Source organism: Halomonas sp. KO116 (genome assembly GCF_000734975.2).
Taxonomy (GTDB): Bacteria; Pseudomonadota; Gammaproteobacteria; order Pseudomonadales; family Halomonadaceae; genus Vreelandella; species Vreelandella glaciei.
In genome coordinates, this window is sequence record NZ_CP011052.1 from 4377788 (window position 1) to 4397531 (window position 19744).

Below are 19744 nucleotides of genomic sequence, written 5' to 3' on the forward strand. Positions count from 1 at the left end.
CCCTGACGTTGCTCTTGAATGTACGCCTCAAAGCTAGCCTTTGCCCTATGCATTGAACTGCTTTATTACTTCCGACGATAAGCTGCTACGTCATGGGAGCTTTCTGGCGTTCACGCTGCTTGATGGCACGCTGTAGTCTAGTAGGCAATACCTCAGACATAGGCCGCATTTGTCTAACGGCCCGGTCTGTGAGTTCTCTTACTTCACCTTCTTTATTCGTGAGCCTCGTTTTCATTGCGTCTTATCTCCCGCACGTTGGCCTTTCTTAGGCTATTAACCCGGATACAGATCCAATGAGCGTAAAGCACCCCTGCATAAGATGGGCTGTTTAACGCTTTTCCCTCCACTTACGCGGATCAATGCGCCCTTCATACATGGGTAATTCCAGCACAGGGTCATCGTCTCGGAACTGAGACCACATGCGGTTTAGGCCCGCGGTGCCGAAGGTACGCACACGCTCGACCTCATCAATGTTAAGTACATCGGTGAGTATGCCTGGAGTAGCGCCGGACATCCTCGCGCGGATGCGGCCTTCGGGGTCGACGATCAGACTCTGACCTTCCCCCGCAGGCGCGGCTGAATTGGCGCTGACCATATACACCTGGTTGAAAATAGCATTGGCCTGCACAAGGATTTGCTCCTGGGCGCGGTCGCAGGTGGTGGTGGCCACTTGGTTGATGATCACCTCCGCCCCCAGCCACGCTAGCTGACGCACCATCTCAGGGAACCAGATGTCGTAGCAGATGGCTAGGCCGACCCGGCCTATGCCCGGCACCTCGAACACTTCAAAGCGATCTCCCGGTTGATAGGGCTCGTAAGGCCGCCAGGGGAAGCACTTACGGTAGGCAGCCACTCGCTCACCTTCAGGCGAATACACCGGCGCGGTGTTGTACAGATGCCCGTCCTCACCTCGTTCGCATACCGTGCCGGGCAGCAGCCATACTCCCAGGTTGCGGGCGATACGTGACAAGTGCTGGTGACGGGGGCCATCGATCGGCTCAGCCGCGGCTTCCAGTTGCTCTTTGCGCTGCTCCGGCGTACCCGTGGCAGCACATAGATGGAGCTCCGGATAAACCACCATCCTGGGCTGTTCAAAATCGGCACCGAAGTCACTCAGGTGTACCGCCAGCTCGGCCTCGAAGTCCAGCAGTTCGGAGTCAATGCCGTGCGGCCGCGAGGCTTCCTGCACCACAAGGACAGGCAAATTTCTGGACATGGTAGATCTCCGTTAATAGGTCGCTTTTACTGAGGCGGTTGCTGACTCGGGCGCTGAATCATCAAAGGCCACTTCCGGCGGCTCGCGACGGAAGAACCGGGTCAGGTAGGCCAGCTGGGCGAGACCAATGGACAGCCAGATCAGCCCAAGAATAAAGGCGTTGATATCCAGCTTACTCATCAGCCAAAGGTTGACCAGGGCACCGATGAGCGGCACTAACATCCCTCTAATCACACCATACTGGCGCCTTGCATCGGCGTCTTTGCTGACCAGAAAGATGACTGACAGGTTCACCATCGTGAAGGCGATAAAGGCACCGAAGTTGATAAACGAGGCGGCCGATAACACATCAAGGAACAAGGCAATGATGCCGATAGCACCCGTGAGGACAATGTTGAACACTGGCGTGTGGAAGCGCGAGTGCAGCGCTCCGAACAGCTTAGGCGGCAATACCGCATCCCGCCCCATGGCAAACAGCAACCGAGAGGCACTGGCTTGAGCGGCCAGGCCGGACGTGAACTGGGCGAGCACCATACCAGCCAGGAAGGTAGCGCCGAAAAGATCCGCACCGATGGTCGTGGCAATCTCAAAGGCGGCGGAGTCTGAGTTTACGAAACTGCTGCCAGGATGCACCAGCTGGGTGGTGTAGCCCACGAGTACGTAAATACCCCCGCCGATCAGCGCGGTGAGCATAATGGCCTTAGGGATATTGCGCTTCGGGTCGATGGTTTCTTCGGTCAGTGTGGTGACGGCGTCGAAGCCAAGAAAAGAGTAAGCGGCCACCGCGGCGCCCGCAGCAATCGCGGTAAAACCAGCATCCTCACCCAAGAACGGCCCCAGGCTAAAAAGCGAATCAGTGCCACCAGTCGCAAAAACGTGACGAATTGAAAGCAGTACGAAGAACGCGATCACCAGTATTTGGAAAACCATCAGCAACGAGTTCACTTTGGACGCGAGCTTGATGCCGTAGATATTCAAGAAGGTGGTGATGCCAATAAAGCCCAGCAGGAATATCCAGCTCGGTACTTCAGGAAAACGAGCGTTCAGATAAGCGGCGCCGATCAACCAAATCACCATTGGCAGGAAGAAATAATCCAGCAGCACGCTCCACCCCACCATAAAGCCAACACGCGAGTCGATGGCTCTGCGGGCGTAAGTATAGGCAGACCCGGCTACCGGATAAGTACGCGCCATAATGCCGTAGCTGTAGGCCGTGAATAGCATGGCAACGGTCGTGATGAGGTAAGCAGTGGGTACGGCGCCATTGCTAGTGCTGGCAATCACACCGAAAGTGCCCAGCACGATCAATGGCGTCATGTAGGCTAGGCCAAACAGCACCACGGCTTTTAGGGATAGCGTTCTTTCCAGTTTGATATTGTTATCCGTCATGATCCATCTCCAGGAAACGTTGGAACCGACAGCGGGCAATCCGCTAAGTCGGCACAAAACGAAGAGGTGGTTGATCAAGCCAGCCGCCGAGGCTAGACCAGCTTGCTACCGTTAATGACCGGCTAATAACTCTCAGTTGCTGGCGTTACAGCTATCCAGCTAGACTGAGACGCTTAGTAGCCAACCTCTTTAGAACGGTATTGGCAGCTCGTCGGATCGTATATAACCCTAGCGTGGTATGGACTTGCGGATGTGGATGCAGTGACTCAAAGCGAAAATGACGAGGTACTGGCCGATGCCATCATAGCCTTGGGAACGCCTGCGTTACCTCAACACTTCTCTAGATTGTTGAAACAACTCGCTGCCTTCGATAACTTGATCATCATCGCTTATCACGGCGAACACCGGCCAGCGGTGCTCTATCGGGAATACACCGACCCTGTCGTTTACCTACCGATGGATAGCCAATATCTAGGGGGAGATTACCTGCTGGATCCTTTTTACCGCGAGCACCTGAGAGGCAATGTTCAGGGCATACGCCGATTGAGAGACATAGCGCCCGATCACTTTCGACGCACGCATTACTATCAGAATTATTACCAGCAGACCACGCTACTGGATGAGGTAGCGGTTTTCGCCAATATCACTGAGAGCGATACGATAACCGCCTGTTTTGGCAGGGATCGCTCCAGCGGCAAACCCTTCAATAGGCGTGAACTTGAGATTCTGCATCAGTACGAAAACACCCTCAGCTCTCTTCTGCAAAAGCACTGGCAAGACTACCGCATTGACGATGTGGGCAAAGCGCCGCCCGCTCCTTTAGAGGAACGCCTAAGAGAGGCCCTGAGTCATCAACACGGCATTCGCCTGAGCCCACGCCAAGCCGAAGTGGCCTTGTTTATTTTAAGAGGACACTCCTCCCTATCCATCAGCCTCCACCTAGAAGTCAGCCTTCAGACAGTGAAAGTCTTCCGCCGCCAGCTCTATGCCAAGTGCTGCATTTCGTCCCAGGCGGAACTCTTCGCGCTACTGATGCCGCTGTTCGCTCGGCTAGCTGAGCACAAATGACGCCTAGCCTTATCAATATTTAAGAACTAAAAAGCTTGTGAAGTTATATACACTGAGATGATTAAATTAATGACTTATCGCTGCTTATCGCCATACTGAAGAACAACTTTATCGCGGGCAACTTAGATCGCCCTCTTCACATTCAGCATGCTTGCGCAGCGTTTCAGCACGTGCTTCCGTTAGCCCTTCAAGACAGCCGTTACGCACCATAGGCTGTGCACTGCCGCCTTCAACAGCGCTACTTTCAAATGCACACTCGGTATCGCGAAAACCGATCCAAGCCCGCTGGGCGGCTCTAAGCTTTTCCAGTGACGCGGTGTTATTACTTAATTGGTCTACCAGCACCTGGTAGGCTTCATTGAGCGCCTCGTCAGCCGTTTGATAGGCCTGCGCCGAGCATTCGGTGAGTTCAGGCTGAGTAGTCGCGTTATTACACCTATCGCCCGCATAAGCAAAGCTATTTGAGACCACCAACCCAATAACAATAAAAAGTGAAGACAAACGCATAATGAATGGCTCTATGACAATTGGTAAAACCATACAGCAAGTGTGCCGTCGATCTGCCCTGAATCCTATTTTAACAGTGCCAATAACTACAAAGCGCTGGCATGATAGCCAGCGCTTTTCAATTATTAAAGTATGCTTAATACAGTTTAATGGGCCAGCATCTCTTCAACAATCTCTTCGCCACTTAGTTCTGAAGGATAATAGGTCGGCCAATTAGTCACTTCTTCTAACAACGCTTCACGATCATCGCCCCAGTAAAGGTGGTAGTGGTCTGCGTCTGTTGGGTAAATGCTGTGGTCGCTGAACTGAATATACTGGGGAAGATCGTCAGCCCCCTTGCCTTCGAGCTCATAAATAAAGCGAACACCCCGGTTGCCCGCCTCGTAATTTAAAATCTCGTAGCCATCGTACTGATAGTCACCCGACATCTCTTCGCCGTTCGCAAAGAAAGTGACGTTGCTGCCGTCGATAACGATACGATCTACATCCGTTGCATACCCTATCTCGTAATACGCTTTGTACTCTTCGGCGGTTTTATCGCCATTCTCGGCCTTATCCGCAAACACTTCATCTAGCATGCCATCTTGTAGGTACGGATAGACGGATTGCCAATCACCTTCCCAGTCTGAAAGTGAGCGATCCTTGATCTGTTCATCCTCAAAATAACCCGAATAGATATCGCTATCGTGGTCGTGGTCGTGGTCGTGGTCGTGGTCGTGGTCGTGGTCGTGATGAGCATGATCGTGATCATGGCTGTGGTCATGGTCATGATCATCAGCACTGGCGTATTGAGCGCCAGCGAGCAGTAACGTACTGAATGCAAAGGCACTGACAGCCTTTAGCGGCGACACCATCTTTTGACTATCTTCCATCTTGCTGGCTCCCATGTTTCTTTCTCCCTTATGAGTTAACGCTCAAAAAAGATACAATATAACATATCATTTAATCAAGCTAGTTGATTAATGCACTATAGAATTGTGGGGAAAGTGGCAACGGATGGAGTAGCAGCGCCTGTCGGCAGACGCAACGATAATGGCGTCGTAGATTTATTGAAGATACAAACGCATCGGGCCCCGCGTGAGCGGGGCCCGATCATCGAATCTAAACGATTCGAGAACTTAAATAATCGCTAGGATTAAGAAAGCAGCTTAATGTTTGAAGCTTGAAGGCCTTTCTGACCTTGGGTAACGTCAAAAGAGACGTTAGCGCCTTCAGGCAGAGTTTTGAAGCCATCAGACTGAATTTCAGAAAAATGAGCAAAAACGTCGTCGCTGCCGTCAGACGGTGCGATGAAGCCAAAGCCTTTAGAATCGTTGAACCATTTAACTGTGCCAGTTGCCATGATATTAAATCCTTTTCGCAAGTCGCGAATTGTAGAAATCCTGGTATTACCCAGATAAATAGTGAGTAGAACAAGGAATACAATTACAGACTACCGAAAGAATTCGAATGTTTCTGGAACCATGCTTGCTTGCTAACTTACTAACTGCGCATATCCTGCCACGTAGTCAGCAGCAGGTCAAAGCCTTTATGCGTTTTTAATTTTTGCTCTCCCTCTTATAACCACTGGAATACCGCGCAAATTACAAAAATTAGCAGTAATCTTGCCAATGAGCTAGGCACTACTAATCCGACCGCCTAGCGCGCTCTATTGGCCAGGCAAACCCTGCATTAATCGCAGCCTGACCAGTACTATGGAAGAGGTTTTAACATGCTATATGGACTTAGTTTGTTGGCGGGTATTGCGCTGCTCACCCTGGGCGGCGAGTCACTGATTCGGGGGGCTGTCGCTGGCGCACGAAGGGTGGGTATCTCGCCACTGCTAACCGGATTGGTCGTCGTTGGCTTCGGCACATCGGCACCCGAGTTGGTTGTTTCTATTGATGCCGCTATAAACCAACAGCCAGACATTGCGATTGGCAACATCGTGGGTAGCAATATCGGTAATATCTTATTGATTTTAGGCATGTGCGCCGTGATTTGCCCTATGGTGGTTCAACCCTTAGCGCTACGCCGGGATGGCTTGGTGGTGGTGCTAGCCAGCCTACTATTTATTGGCCTCTCCTTTGGCGGGGCATTAGGGCGCGTTGATGCGGCAATCTTTATAGCCAGTCTTGCTAGCTATCTTATTTGGGCTTATATAAGCGAAAGCCGTCAGCATATTCCTGCGGCAGATATGCATGCCTCAGAAGCCGAAGAGATGACCAAACTTCCCAACACGGGCTGGATGATCGCCTTAGCGCTGGTGATTGGTTTAGGCATGCTAATAGGAGGGTCGCAGCTACTGCTCTTTGGCGCCATTGGGTTAGCCCAGGCGTTGGGTATTTCCGAAGCAGTCATTGGGCTAACCATCGTCGCCGTTGGCACCTCCCTACCTGAAATGGCCGTGTCGGTGATTGCGGCGCTGCGCCGTCATGCTGATGTTGCCGTTGGTAATATTCTGGGCAGCAACATATTTAATCTGCTGGGCATCCTCGGTATCTCAGCATTTTTACAACCGCTGCCCCTTGCACCACGGGTGGCCATGTTTGACCAGTGGGTAATGCTGGGAGCTGCGGGCGTACTGGTGCTATTTTTGTACACTGGCATGCGCCTGTCGCGCTGGGAAGGCGCGGCACTGCTTGCAGGCTATGCCGCTTATATAGCGTTAAGCTTTACGATCTTTTGAGATGATTTAATCGTCAATTGCGCTGAGCCAAAAGCCCCAACGCTTTTGGCTCAATGACTTGATCATTTAGCGTGGAGAAAAATCACCGTGCAGATTGCAACCTTGGGGCCTAGTGGCAATAACCATGAGCTGATTGCCAAGCGCTATCTCAAAATGCGCGGCTCAGGCGAAGGCAGTATTACGTTATTTAACTGCTTTGAAGATGCCTTCCAAGCCCTGATCAACGGCCAAGTGAGCCACGTTCTACAGTGCACCGCTCATGCAACGCATAGCGACTGCGTTGGCCGCTATATGCATCGAGCCTATCCCGTAGACACCTTTATAGCGGGCAGCAAACCACTAGCGCTGATTGCCCAGCGTACCTCTATTCGCCCCACCCAAGTAGCGCTACAACCGGCAACCCGCTACTACACCGACTTAACGGCCTATACAGAGATCATAAACGCCCCCACCACAGTGGCGGTGGCAGAAGGGCTTCTTGCGGGACGTTTTGAGGCAGGCATTTGCGCTGAAGAGGTGCTGGGGCAAGCACCCGAGCAACTGCGTTTAGTTCAGTCACTGGGGCCTGCGCTGGATACCTGGGTGATGTTTGCCACTACCCCGCTGCCAGCCTCTTCGCCGCTACGGCTGGATGCTGAAGGTTCGTCCCAGGACTAAACCACGAAGATCAGGATGGCCCCCGCCGCGACTAGCGCCGCACGCTGCCACAACGCTTTGCGCGCGATCACTCCGTAAGAGATCGCCCCCAGCCCCAGCGCCACTTTCAGCGCATTCAGCAGGGCACCTGACGGATTAAAGGCCAGTTGGATTATTTCCGGGTTGGCCACCATGGCCAAGGGAATGATATACAGCCCGATCCCCAGCGCCATGGCCTTGAACGCCACCTTCAGCCAGTTCTCCCCCACCATGCCAGCGGCAATAAACACACCGCCACACACCGGCGGTGTGATAGTCGAGAGCAGCGCGTACCAGAAGACGAACAAGTGCGCTAGAAGCGGTTCCAGACCCAGCGATGTCAACGCCGGCCCGGCGACAGAGACGCAGATCACGTAGGCGGCGGTGGTTGGCACCTCCATGCCCAAAATCAAGCAGGCGAGCGCTGTTAGCAGTAGTGCTGGCCACAGCATGTCGTTGGAGAGCGACAGGATACCTGAGGTAATCTTGACACCCAGCCCCGTTAGCGACAGAACGCCGACCACCAGCGAGGCGCACAGGATAATCGCCCCGATCACGGCAATCTGGCGCCCGGCAGTGACCGCAGCGGCGGCTAACCGACGGCTAAAGCCAGGAAGCGAAAAGCGCAGCGTCACATCAAAGAACAACAGCGCGATGCCCGCGAAAATCGCAATGCTGGCAGCGTACTGTGGGGTATAGCCACCGTTGAAAATACGTTCGAGCAGCAACACGAACGGGATCGCGAAAAATAGTGAGGTAATGGCGACTTCTTTCGCATGGGGGCGTTCACTTTCAGCCACGGGCTGCAAGTCATGCCGGGTCGCGTAGGCATTGATGCCCACCCAGACGGTCAAGAAATAGAGGACTGCCGGCAACATTGCCGCGGCCATAATTTGTGTATAGGGAGTCCCCGTCAGTTCCACCATGACAAACGCCCCGGCCCCCATCAGCGGCGGCATGATTTGCCCGCCAGAGGAGGCAACCGCTTCCACCGCACCGGCGAGTGAGCGCGGATAACGCAGGCGTACCATGGAGGGAATGGTAATCGCCCCGGTGGAGGCCACGTTAGCTGACGCCGAACCGGAGATAGACCCCATCAGTGCTGAGGAAATCACCGCCACCTTGGCCGCGCCCCCGGTCAGCCGCCCTGCCACCGCGCCAGCGAGGTTCATGAAGCCCTGACCCGCTTCGCCGGCATTGAGTACCGCACCGAAAATCACAAAAATCGCCACCACACTGACACTCACGCCGGTCAGCGATCCCCACAGCCCACCTTCGGCAATGGTCAATGTACCCACCATGCTAGGCAGCGGGAGCCCAGGGTGGCCAAACGCACCAGGGATGTATTGGCCGAAAGCGCCATACATCAGGGCCAGCAACGCGACCAGCGGGAGCGGCCAGCCAATCGCCCGACGGGCGGCCTCAAGCGCCAGCGCGATTAAAAATAGCCCGATCCCCATCTGCAGGTGGGTATCAATAAAGCCATACTGATTGGCTAGCGCGGCCTCATTGACGGCGATATAGCCACATGCGGCCACGCCCAGCACCGTCAGCACCCAGCCGCTGATTCGCTGCACCGGTGTGTTGGCCATATAGACCAGCACCCAGGGCAACAGCAGCGCCATGTGTAACGGCCGACTGACGAGCGCAGGTGTTAAACCATAAAAAATCAATCCAAGATGAAACACCACACTCACCGCCCCCAGCGCCATCCAGCCTGGGGCTATGGCGTCATCATCGATGGGGGTCGCCGCTGGCGAAGAAGTAACAACACGCATGCCAAGTTGCCTATTACTATCAATACTGCATCAATACAGAACTGCCACTGCGCGAGCGCCGTGGCAGTAGGAAGAAGGGGGAAAGTGACTAACGTAGAGAGTCAGGCACCTCGAAACCCGCTTCTTCGTAATAGCGCAATGCCCCTGGGTGTAGCGAGCCGGTCATGTTTTCCAGCATCTCTGGGGTAATACTGCCCCACCAGGCGGCCTCTTCGGCCATGGCATCACGACGCTCCCAAAATGTTTTGGTCAGCGTGTAGGCGGTATCGTCATCCATATAGGTGGTGGTGTAGGCAATCACCGGCAGCGATGTGGTTTCGATATCTTTATCAACGCCGGGGTAGGTACCGCCGGGGATCGTTTGGCGCGCTGCGCCGGTTTGTTCGATTTGCTCATCGGTCAGACTAACCAACGCTATAGGCATGCTGGCGGCGGTCTCGATCACGTTAGGCGACGGGAAAGAGCTGGCTGTTACAAAGCCATCAATCTGACCGTTTTTAAGTGCATCCGGGCCACTACCAATGGCAGCATCGGCAATTTGGACAGTCTCTTCCAGACCAAACAGCTCCAGATAACGAGCCGCTTCCCGGGCGCCAAACGTACCTCGGCCAATTAATAAGTGCTTGCCTTCCAGGGCAGACATATTAGCCACCCCTTCGTCACCCGCCAGTACAAAGTGCATGGTGATAGAGGGAATGGGGAACAGGCCACGAATCTCTTGAAAGCGGGGGTTTTGACGCTCGGCAAAGGCGCCTTCACCTGCCATAGCCTGTTCGACTAACGCAGGCGGCGTGGTAAACACGTAATTGCCTTGACGAGCCATGACTTCCATGACGTTTTGTACCGAGCCCTGACTCTCTTCAAGGGTCAGAATAATCGCGTCATCCGTACCCTGGCGGATTGCTTCTGAGAGTTCTACACCCATCTGATAGTAGGCGGTACCTGCAGAAGCCGATTTATAGGTCACCCGCGTTTCAGCGTGGGCGGAGAAAGCGGTACTTACCAACGCTAGCGTAGCAGCCGTCACGCCAAGCGTGCGGCGAAGGGAGCGAAATGAGTTGCGCATCTTAATCTTCCTTAGCGTATCCAGCGGCCGTTTTCTAACGGGCCTCGTTTTTATGTTACCCAGCAATGGGCCTAGGGGGCATCAACATACCATGACTATGCCTAAACGGGCAGCCTCGCCTGGGGTTGAGCGGTGATAATGAAAGCGGGCATTAGTGAAAAGAGGTATAAAGAAATGGATATTATTTAATAATACTATTCGGCAATAGTATAACCCCACATTTAAATCAGCACTTAGGCAAAACGAATGTTGTTAAAGTTACCATTACCTAAAAGATTAATTTCCTAAAAAAAGATGCTATTCCACTAAGAAGAACTACTTTCGTTCGTTTTTATAAAGTATTGCGGCGCAATATAGGCTGGTAAACTAGCGGCGCTTTTACACCACTTCTGACAACTTAACCATGAGGAAAAACGTCACATGCCTACGTTGTGCCAACCCTCTTGCCAGCCACGATTATATCGTCGCTGGCTTTTTTTGTTAGCGGCCTTACTATTAGGCGTAAGTCCCAATGCATTTGCCGTTACTGGTGAATTAAATTTAACCACCTCGGCTGTCGGCTTTTTTGCAGTAACTATTTTCGTTCTGGCGTATGCACTCGTCATGGCGGAAGAAAAGATTCATATGCGCAAGTCGAAGCCGGTGTTGGTGGCAGCCGGTATCATCTGGAGCCTCATCGGCTGGGTGTATGTCCAAAATGGTATGTCGGAAGCGTCAGAGTACGCGTTTCGCGTGACGCTTTTGGAGTTCACCGAGCTGATGCTGTTCTTGCTGGTGGCCATGACGTATATCAACGCGATGGAAGAGCGCCGGGTGTTTGATGCTTTGCGCTCCTGGATGTTACGCAAAGGCTTCAACTACCGGACACTGTTTTGGCTGACCGGCGGTCTCGCCTTTGTGCTTTCACCCATTGCCGACAACCTCACCACCGCACTATTGATGTGTGCCGTGGTAACTAAAGTGGCAGAGGGCGATCAGCGTTTTATTAACGTCGCTTGTATCAATATTGTGGTGGCCGCCAATGCAGGGGGTGCATTTAGCCCCTTCGGCGACATTACCACTCTCATGGTGTGGCAAGCTGGCATGGTTGAGTTCCAGGAATTCTTCATCCTGTTCTTCCCTGCTCTGGTCAATTTCCTAATACCCGCCTCCATCATGAGCCTGTTTATTAAGGACGAGAAACCCGCTAGCGTGTATGAAGATGTGTGGATGAAGCGGGGTGCCCGGCGCATTGTAGGGCTGTTTTTATTGACCATTATTACCGCCGTGCTGTGCCACGTAGTGCTCCACCTGCCGCCGGTACTGGGTATGATGACCGGCCTGGGCTACTTGCAGTTCTTCGGCTACTACCTACGCCGCAGCCTACCCCGCTCGTTGGAGCGTAAACGCGAACGCTATAGCCGCCGCGGTGACAACAAGAAGCTTGAGCAGTTGGGTAGCGTGGTACCGTTTGATGTCTTCAACCGTGTGGCACGTGCCGAGTGGGATACATTGCTATTCTTCTACGGGGTAGTGATGTGCGTTGGCGGGCTTGGTTTTATGGGCTATCTCGGCCTGCTGTCAGAGGCGCTCTACACTGGCTGGAACGCGACGGCAGCCAACATTACGCTGGGTATTGTATCAGCGGTCATCGACAACATTCCCGTGATGTTTGCGGTACTCACGATGGAGCCCGATATGTCCCACGGCCAATGGCTGCTGATTACCTTAACCGCGGGTGTCGGGGGCAGCTTGCTGTCGATCGGTTCAGCGGCAGGGGTAGCGGTAATGGGCCAGGCAAGAGGTTCCTATACGTTTATGGGCCACTTGCGTTGGTCGCCGGTCATTTTGCTCGGCTATATCGCCAGCATTTTGGTTCACATGTGGCTTAACGCTGAGAGCTTTGCGCTCTTCAGCTAATCGTATAAACGTAAGTTAGATAAATGTAAGTTAGATAGACCTAACCTTTACCCCTTTTCAGCGTGCTGGAAAGGGGTTTTTATATAGCCGCTTAATAGCTTTCAAAAAGATACTCAATCGGTGTCGGGCGGCCAAACAGGTAGCCTTGATAGCGGTAACAGCCATGGCCTCTTAGCCAGTCAAGCTGTTCTTTTTTCTCTACCCCTTCTGCGACCACGGTTAAGCCTAAACTCACGGCAAGCAGTATCGTCGTATCCACGATCGCCGCGTCTGTCTTGTCAGTGAGCAGTTCGCGAATAAACGATTGATCAATCTTTAGCTCATCTAGCGGTAAGCGCTTTAAGTAGCTCAGCGATGAGTAACCAGTGCCAAAGTCATCCAGTGCAAAGCGAATCCCTCTAGCGCGGAGTTTCAACATCGTATTGCGCACCCTGACTGGCTCGCACATCAGCAGGCTCTCTGTGACTTCCAGCACCAAACGGCTTGGCGGTGCCAGCGTCTCTGCTAATAACGCCTCTACGTCATGCACGAAGTCGGGTTGCTGAAACTGAACAGAACTCACATTAACGGAAATACTTAAGGTGGCGTAGGTCGCTTGATGGGACCACTTTGCCAATTGCTCGCAGGCCGACCTAAGCACCCAATAACCGATGGGCACAATGAGCCTATTCTCCTCTGCCAGAGGTATAAACGTCGCGGGGGAGACCCAGCCACGCTGGGGGTGATACCAGCGCAATAATGCTTCAACCCCCGTGGTCACGCCCTGATGGTCGACCTGCACCTGATAGTGCAGAGCCAACTCATTACGCTCAAGGGCCTTATGCAGATCAGCTTCCAGGCTGGCCCTTTCCAGTACGCTGGTCTGCATATCGGTGTTAAAAAAGCACAGCGTGTTGCCGCCAGCCCTCTTCGCCTGCTGCAAGGCCATATCCGCTTGTTGCAGCACGCTATCCATGCTGTGTTCGCGCCCGGTAAACAGTGCAATGCCAATACTGGCGCTAATGGGTAACGAATGACCGCTTCTCACTTGAGCGATGGTTTCCAATAGCTGGCGGGACACACGTTCCGCTTTTCGGGCGGCCTCGGTCTGCGGCTCGCCCAGGTTATTCAGCAGTACCACAAATTCATCACTACTAAAGCGCGCCAGCGTGGCCTCTGGCTCTAGCCGCTGTCGTAGCTGTTCAGCAACGTTAATCAACAGGTGATCACCGCTCTCATGACCCTGGATGTCGTTCACTAAGCGAAAGTTATCCAGATCAATCACTAACACAGCGCTATAAGACGCTGACCACTCATCATGATCAATCGCGGCCGTTAAGGAGTCCATCAGCATCCGACGGTTGGGCAGACCTGTCAGTGAGTCATAGAAGGCCAAATAGTAGGTGCGCGACTGCATTTCGAGGTAGTCGGTGAGTTCCGTCGAAATACCGCACAGGGAAGGGGGAGCACCGGGGGACATCGATAGCGGCATTTTAATCGATAAGAACGTTCTTACCCGGCTTTCACCCTGCAAGACGTTCCTCTCCTCGACCGTTACTTTCTTGCCCGACGCCAATACGCTGCGATCAACCTGCTCCATTTCAGCAGCGCTGCCAGCATCAAAAAACTCAGCGTCGCACTTACCAATGATTTTGTCGGCTGGCAGACCAAATAAATCGCTGATACGGCGATTAACATATTGATATTTTAGGGTCGGTGATTTGATATAAATAAAGGCATCGACACTATCCAAAATAGTCGCCAGCATCTCTTTATTGGTTTGCAGCAACGCCCGGTTATGTTGCATGCGGCGTTTGAGCAGCACATTGCCCAGCAGTGCTAAAAGGAGAAAAATGAGCAGCAAGGCGATTCCCCAACGCCCCAAATAAGTGTCAATGCTGCGCAGCAGCTCTGCAGAAGTGGCGAAATGGTACATGGCAGTTATTACTGGCCAGGCATGGTTAACGGGCCAGCTCGCTCTACCACTCGCTGCCATGCGGAATCTTGTTCGATACGCGATACAAAAGCAGCAATGGCAGAATACTGCTCTAACGACTGGACGGCCGCCACCGCCTGTAGCGGAAAGCTCATTTGAATATCCGCGCCACTAGGCCAGGGGCCGGCAAAATTGCCGTTGGCTGATAAGTGCTGGTTGATGAAGGTGAGGTGCTGTTTCAACTGCGGTGCTAAAAAACGCTTACTCACCGTATCGCTGATGCCTTGCGCCAGCGGTTTAATCAGCCAGGGCGATTGCTTGGGAACTTGGCTAAACACAAGCTGCATCACCAGCAGTGGCATCAGTGAGCCTTCGGCATAATGTAGCCAGTAACGGTAATCTACCCAAGCCCGCAAGTCATCGGAAGAAGGCTGACACCGCCCTTGCCCGTAGCGCTGTAATAGGTAATCAATGATCGCGCCTGACTCAGCCACGGTGAGATTACCATCGGTAATGACCGGGGATTTACCAAGCGGGTGGATTTTTTTTAGCGAATCGGGCGCTTGCTGTGTTTTGTCATCGCGTTGGTAAATTACCAGCTCATAGTCCAGTTCTAAGGCTTCTAATAGCCACAAAATCCGATGAGAACGAGACTTTTCCAAATGGTGAACGTGAATCATAAACACTCCATGGGGCTGAGTTATACACCAACATTGCACTGGCGACAGTTATCCATTACTGCAAGCGCCTTCAGCTTAGTATCATAAAGATCCTCTTAATAGGATCAATATACCAAGGTTAGCACCATCACAGCGCTGAACCCCATGAAAGCATCAAACTAGTAAAAATCAAGGAAAATTAATGATTAACGATGTGCATGACGCCAGCGCGCCAGTAAATCCAGCGGTGAACACTTTCCTTGCAGCCAAGGCGCTAATAAGCGCGTTGAGAGCGGAATAAACACAAACACCATCACTGGCGTCAACATCAAGGTACTCACCAACACCCGGGGCACCAGCGCCCAATCGGCCAATACGCCACCAAATACCCATTGAAAAAGCAACGAGATGGGGAAGAAGGCCAACCAAACAGCCACGGCTTGCTTCCAACGCGGTGGTGCGCTGTTGCCGTTGTTTTGAAACCACGTGTCCAGCCCAGTGGCACGGTGCTCTTGAGGCGCTTCATACAGCCCTTTTCCGCGCGCCAACCACGCATGTCGTGAGGCGGAGTGCTCCCAGGCGGCTAAGGTTTCGCTGCTGCTAAAGCGAAATATGATCTGATATTCATCGTCATCAGCGGGGGGTGCCAGTACGCCAGAGCCGAGGTAGCCAGCAAAATCAGCCGCCAGCTCGCGCCCCTCGTTTAGCCAACGATTAAAATCGAAGTAGCGGCCGTGCTCAACGCGACGAGCCACCATCAATGTGACAGGTGAGGCAGACATGGTATATCTCCTAATGTGTGGACAGCCAGCGCCGGGTAGGCAGGCTGCTTGCTTTCAGGCGGGTAAACCTGAAAGTCCAATGGCCACATTATACAAGCAATGTTGATGCCATGCTGTGAATGTTACGCGCTAGCTGTTGGTGCTAGGCGCTAGCACAAGGTGTGCCGGTTGATTTACCGTCCAGGAATCGGGTGGGGCGCTCTCCTCGCTGGAAAGCACATATATGCTAGTAGATCTACTTAGCACTGCGTATCGCATTTGTCTCTTGAAGATCAGGTTCTACGAGTGGCCCTTGATACTCACCTTCAGGGCGAAGAATGGCATCGACCTCGGACCGATAGCGATTCAGCAAGTGTGCTAAATTGATTCTTATGCGGTGGGTCTCCAGCCCAAACGCTTGGCGCTGATCTGTGCGTTTAAGCGAGGGTTGGTAGCCGCTTCACTTAAGCTTTCTAGCGTAGAGAGCACTAATTTTCGGCACTGTTTAAATTGGGAATGACGTAATAAATGAGGTCATTCAGGGTGATCGATGTTTCATCGCGGTGCATAGGCAAGCTTAACATCCGGTTCAAGGATCAATACTAATAAATCGGCCCTGTTCAGAAAAACTTAATCGACAAATACCGCGCACACCATCGCGGCTAACTACACAGGGAGTTACAAGTATGGGCTGGGTGGGCTGTTGAGACTAAGACTGTTCCTTTAGCAGATTCAAGGATTGATACTTCGCCACATCTCCTTCGAATAAGTATCGATACTAACGCATATGAACAACGTATTACTGCCCAGGCTCTTTGAACTGCACAACACATTATCGATAGCAGGCACAATAACTTAAGGGGTACGGGAGTGACGGGCGGCGCCCAAAAAGCATGCCTAGTCGCCCATGGTTAACGGTAATAATTAACGGCCAATCCACTCAACAAAGGTCGTCTCACCCAACAAGTGGCGTTCATGGCGCACCCGGCTCAGTGCCGCATAGGGCAAATCCATCGCCAGCATCCGAGAAAGCGGTTGTTCAATCACTTGGTGCAGTAGGCCATTGCAGACAAATAGATGCGCCACGATGAGCACATGCTTTCCTGGTGGGTTGGCAAGCAGTTGCTGCCACACTTCCGCTAGACGCGCATCGAAGGCCTGGGTAGTTTCACCGCCCGGCGGCGATACCGATGCCGGATCGTACCAGAACGCACTCATCCGTTCGGTGCCCTCTTCTGCAAACACCTGGGCGTGGGTTTTACCCTCCCACCGCCCCAAATGAAGCTCGGCAAGGCCCTCTTCCACCTGAACGGGCAGGTCAAACTCTTCGCCCAGCCACAGTGCAAACTCACGGCAGCGCGTAAGTGGCGAGGTGACAATCGCATCATAAGGCAGATGGCCTTCGACCGTATGCCGCATAACGGCATCGGTCACCTGCTGCCAGCCCGTCTCGCTCAGCGGATGATCGGTGGAGCCACGCAGCATACGCCCGCCTACCGGCTCACCGTGGCGCAACAAATCAATGGTGGTGATCTCCGCATCGGGAAAACGCATACTCAGCCCTCGTTTAACAGTGCCACTGCCGGTTAAATAATCGCGTGGCGTACGCGCGCGGAAACCCACTCCGACACCAGTACGGTGGCGAAAATCATGATAAAAATGACGCTGACCTGATCCCAGGCGAGGCTGTTGATCGAGGCATTTAGCTGCAAACCAATCCCGCCTGCGCCGACCAATCCCAGCACGGTCGATTCGCGGATATTAATATCCCAGCGGTAAACACTAATCCCAGCGAAGGCAGGCATGATTTGCGGCAGCACGCCATAGTTCATCACCTGCAGGCGGCTGGCACCGGTCGCGCTTATCGCCTCGACGGGCGTGGGATGGATCTCTTCAATCGCCTCATAAAGCAGCTTGCCGACAAAACCGATCGAGCGAAGGGCGATAGCGATTATACCCGCCAACACCCCTGGGCCGAGAATGGTGACAAGCAACATTGCCCAGATCAGTGAGTTGATCGAGCGGGATGAGACAATGATCATCAGCGCCGCACTGCGTACCAGCGGGTGCGGCGTGGTATTACGTGCGGCCATAAACGCCACGGGGAACGCCATTATAATGCCAATGGCGGTGCCTAGGGTGGCGATGTTAATGGTGTCCCACATGGGCTTCCAGAGCACATTGGCGTAGCCCCATTCCGGCGGCGTCATGCGGCTGATCAGGTCGGCCCCTTGACGGCCAGCGTCTTCGACAAACACCCACATGGTATTGTCGGAAATCATCTTCCAGCAGAGCAGAAAGAGACTGACACCCGCCAGCCAAGCCAGATACTGCAGCCATTGGGCGCGAGTGGTACGCCGCCGCCAAACCGGCAGACCCTGGGAGTTAGTAGATACTGGCATCGCGATTCTCCAAATATAACAGACCAGGGGGCTAATAAGCGCTCACTGGGTCCAACGGCGGACATGGCTCGAGCTGTACTCGCACAACAACACAATAGCGATAATGATCAGCAAAATAGCGGCAGAGGTATCGTACTCATAGCGGCTCAACGAGGTGTTCAACGTGGCGCCAATACCGCCCGCGCCCACAATGCCAATCACCGATGACTCACGAAAATTGATATCCAGACGGTAAACCGAAAGCCCAATCAAGCGCGGCATAACTTGCGGCTGAACCGCATGGTTCATGGTTTGCCACCAGCTTGCCCCGGTGGCCCTCACGGCTTCCACCTGACGCCAGTCCAGGTCTTCAATATCTTCCGCTAACAGCTTGGCCATAAAGCCAATCGTCGCAAAGGCCAGGGTGATCATCCCCGCCAGCGGCCCAAAGCCGAACATGACCACAAACAAAATCGCGATAATGATTTCTTGAAAGGTCCGCGAAACGGCAATAATCGCGCGACATATAAAGTAGATCGGCAGCGGCGAAATGTTCCGCGCGGCGCCCAGGCCCACCGGGATCGCCAGCAGCACGCCCACTACCGTGGAAGTCAGCGTCATGGTCAAACTTTCCAGCAGCCCCGCCACGATGTCGTCGTAGCGGCTGATAAAATCAGGCTGCATAAAGGCGCCCAAGAAGTTAACCGCCCGCCCTGCACCTTCGGCTACCCGCGCCCAGTTCACCTCGACCGAGGCAAGCGCCAGCACTAAATAAATCACCGCACCAATGGCCAACCCCCAACGCAACCGCGGGTTCTCAATCAATGGCAGGCGCCGCCACTGGCCGCGCTGGGCCGCCTGTTGACGTGTTTGCACCCGTGTCATATCTGCCCGCTCGCTCATCGAGCACTCCCTGCTGCCATCGTCGGCAGGCCGCGCTGGTAAGAAGATGCTTCCGAGTCATCCGCCTCGTCATCCAGCGGTTCGGGGGTGGTATCCCAATCCTCTTCGCCATAAATGGTCGTGAGCATTTCGCTGGTCAGTTCACTAGGCAGGCCGTCAAAAACGATTTGTCCAGCCCGCAGGCCGACAATCCGGTCGGCAAACTGCTGCGCCAAAGCCACATCATGAATATTGATGATCGCAGCCAAATCGCGCTCAGCACATAGCTCGCGAATCAAGCGCATGATCTGACGCGACGTTTTCGGGTCGAGGCTGGCGGTAGGCTCATCAACCAGCAGCAGCTTGGGGCTCTGCAGCAGTGCCCGGGCGATACCGACGCGCTGGCGCTGACCACCGGAAAGGGCATCAGCGCGCTTATCGATAGCATGAGGAAGCCCTACCCGCTCGAGTAGCCGAAAGGCTTCGACGACTGCTTCCTGTGGGTAGCGACGCAAAAAACTGCGCCAAAAACCGACATAGCCGAGCTGGCCGGATAGCACGTTTTCCATCACGGTGAGCCGGTCGACCAGGGCATACTCCTGGAAAATCATCCCCATTGAGCGGCGCGCCTGGCGAAGCTTCTGCCCTGAAAGCTTGGTCAGCTCCGTGCCTTCCAGGCGAATACTGCCCTGGGTAGGCTCCACTAACCGGTTCACACAGCGAATGAGGGTACTTTTACCCGCGCCGGATGGCCCAATTAGCGCCATTACCTGGCCTTTGGGCAGCGTGAGTTCAATGTCCGTCAGCGCCCGATCCCCGGTGGGGTAACGCTTACCAACGCCGCTTAGTGTCAACATTTTTCCTGCCTCATCTGTATAGC

Annotated in this window: 18 protein-coding genes; 4 read left to right on the plus strand and 14 right to left on the minus strand. The window is 53.7% G+C overall.

The window, feature by feature from the left end:
• Positions 1-328 precede the first annotated feature (328 nt).
• Both KO116_RS20055 and KO116_RS20060 read right to left on the minus strand, forming a co-directional pair.
• On the minus strand, positions 329-1216 hold the full coding sequence (locus tag KO116_RS20055) for a carbon-nitrogen hydrolase family protein (protein ID WP_200897116.1): 888 nt from the start codon (positions 1214-1216) through the stop codon (positions 329-331).
• Between the two features lie 12 nt (positions 1217-1228).
• The gene (locus tag KO116_RS20060) at positions 1229-2605 is read right to left on the minus strand and encodes an APC family permease (RefSeq protein ID WP_035562607.1); all 1377 of its coding nucleotides are present in this window, start codon (positions 2603-2605) and stop codon (positions 1229-1231) included.
• 252 nt (positions 2606-2857) lie between these two features.
• On the opposite strand from KO116_RS20060, the gene KO116_RS20065 reads away from it, so the two are divergent.
• Complete coding sequence (locus KO116_RS20065; RefSeq protein WP_035562605.1) at positions 2858-3673, plus strand: helix-turn-helix domain-containing protein; 816 nt, start codon at positions 2858-2860, stop codon at positions 3671-3673.
• Between the two features lie 108 nt (positions 3674-3781).
• Here the strand turns inward: KO116_RS20065 and KO116_RS20070 are convergent, their stop codons facing one another.
• The 3 genes from KO116_RS20070 to KO116_RS20080 form a co-directional block, all read right to left on the minus strand.
• Complete coding sequence (locus tag KO116_RS20070; protein ID WP_035562603.1) at positions 3782-4180, minus strand: lysozyme inhibitor LprI family protein; 399 nt, start codon at positions 4178-4180, stop codon at positions 3782-3784.
• Between the two features lie 146 nt (positions 4181-4326).
• A complete protein-coding gene (locus KO116_RS20075) occupies positions 4327-5067 on the minus strand; it encodes a metal-binding protein ZinT (protein WP_235272442.1) in 741 nt (246 codons plus the stop codon).
• 248 nt (positions 5068-5315) lie between these two features.
• Positions 5316-5522, minus strand: a complete 207-nt coding sequence (locus KO116_RS20080) for a cold-shock protein (protein WP_007111857.1) — start codon at positions 5520-5522, stop codon at positions 5316-5318.
• Between the two features lie 369 nt (positions 5523-5891).
• On the opposite strand from KO116_RS20080, the gene KO116_RS20085 reads away from it, so the two are divergent.
• Together KO116_RS20085 and KO116_RS20090 are read left to right on the plus strand one after the other, a co-directional pair.
• A complete protein-coding gene (locus KO116_RS20085; protein ID WP_035562600.1) occupies positions 5892-6848 on the plus strand; it encodes a calcium/sodium antiporter in 957 nt (318 codons plus the stop codon).
• Between the two features lie 87 nt (positions 6849-6935).
• The gene (locus KO116_RS20090) at positions 6936-7505 is read left to right on the plus strand and encodes a hypothetical protein (RefSeq protein ID WP_035562597.1); all 570 of its coding nucleotides are present in this window, start codon (positions 6936-6938) and stop codon (positions 7503-7505) included.
• On the opposite strand, the gene KO116_RS20095 is transcribed toward KO116_RS20090, so the two are convergent.
• Positions 7502-9301, minus strand: coding sequence for a TRAP transporter permease (locus KO116_RS20095; RefSeq protein ID WP_035562594.1), 1800 nt, complete (start codon positions 9299-9301; stop codon positions 7502-7504). The two genes, KO116_RS20090 and KO116_RS20095, sit on opposite strands and share 4 nt — an antisense overlap.
• An 88-nt stretch (positions 9302-9389) precedes the next feature.
• Entirely contained in the window at positions 9390-10367 is a 978-nt protein-coding gene (locus KO116_RS20100; RefSeq protein WP_035562591.1) for a TAXI family TRAP transporter solute-binding subunit, read from the minus strand.
• A gap of 420 nt (positions 10368-10787) precedes the next feature.
• Between KO116_RS20100 and nhaD the strand changes: the two genes are divergently transcribed.
• A complete protein-coding gene (gene nhaD / locus KO116_RS20105) occupies positions 10788-12266 on the plus strand; it encodes a sodium:proton antiporter NhaD (RefSeq protein WP_035562589.1) in 1479 nt (492 codons plus the stop codon).
• Positions 12267-12357: 91 nt separating this feature from the next.
• Here the strand turns inward: nhaD and KO116_RS20110 are convergent, their stop codons facing one another.
• The 7 genes from KO116_RS20110 to phnC form a co-directional block, all read right to left on the minus strand.
• Positions 12358-14181 (minus strand): putative bifunctional diguanylate cyclase/phosphodiesterase, encoded by a 1824-nt coding sequence (locus KO116_RS20110; RefSeq protein WP_035562587.1) that lies wholly within the window; start codon positions 14179-14181, stop codon positions 12358-12360.
• 8 nt (positions 14182-14189) lie between these two features.
• Complete coding sequence (locus tag KO116_RS20115; RefSeq protein WP_035562584.1) at positions 14190-14861, minus strand: glutathione S-transferase; 672 nt, start codon at positions 14859-14861, stop codon at positions 14190-14192.
• 185 nt (positions 14862-15046) lie between these two features.
• Entirely contained in the window at positions 15047-15622 is a 576-nt protein-coding gene (locus tag KO116_RS20120) for an antibiotic biosynthesis monooxygenase (RefSeq protein ID WP_035562581.1), read from the minus strand.
• 903 nt (positions 15623-16525) lie between these two features.
• Positions 16526-17155, minus strand: a complete 630-nt coding sequence (locus KO116_RS20125) for a histidine phosphatase family protein (RefSeq protein ID WP_035562577.1) — start codon at positions 17153-17155, stop codon at positions 16526-16528.
• 32 nt (positions 17156-17187) lie between these two features.
• Positions 17188-18003, minus strand: coding sequence for a phosphonate ABC transporter, permease protein PhnE (phnE, locus tag KO116_RS20130; protein ID WP_035562574.1), 816 nt, complete (start codon positions 18001-18003; stop codon positions 17188-17190).
• Positions 18004-18045: 42 nt separating this feature from the next.
• The gene (gene phnE, locus KO116_RS20135) at positions 18046-18885 is read right to left on the minus strand and encodes a phosphonate ABC transporter, permease protein PhnE (RefSeq protein ID WP_035562571.1); all 840 of its coding nucleotides are present in this window, start codon (positions 18883-18885) and stop codon (positions 18046-18048) included.
• Complete coding sequence (gene phnC / locus KO116_RS20140) at positions 18882-19721, minus strand: phosphonate ABC transporter ATP-binding protein (protein ID WP_035562568.1); 840 nt, start codon at positions 19719-19721, stop codon at positions 18882-18884. Before phnC ends, phnE (KO116_RS20135) begins: the two co-directional genes overlap by 4 nt.
• Positions 19722-19744: the final 23 nt, after the last annotated feature.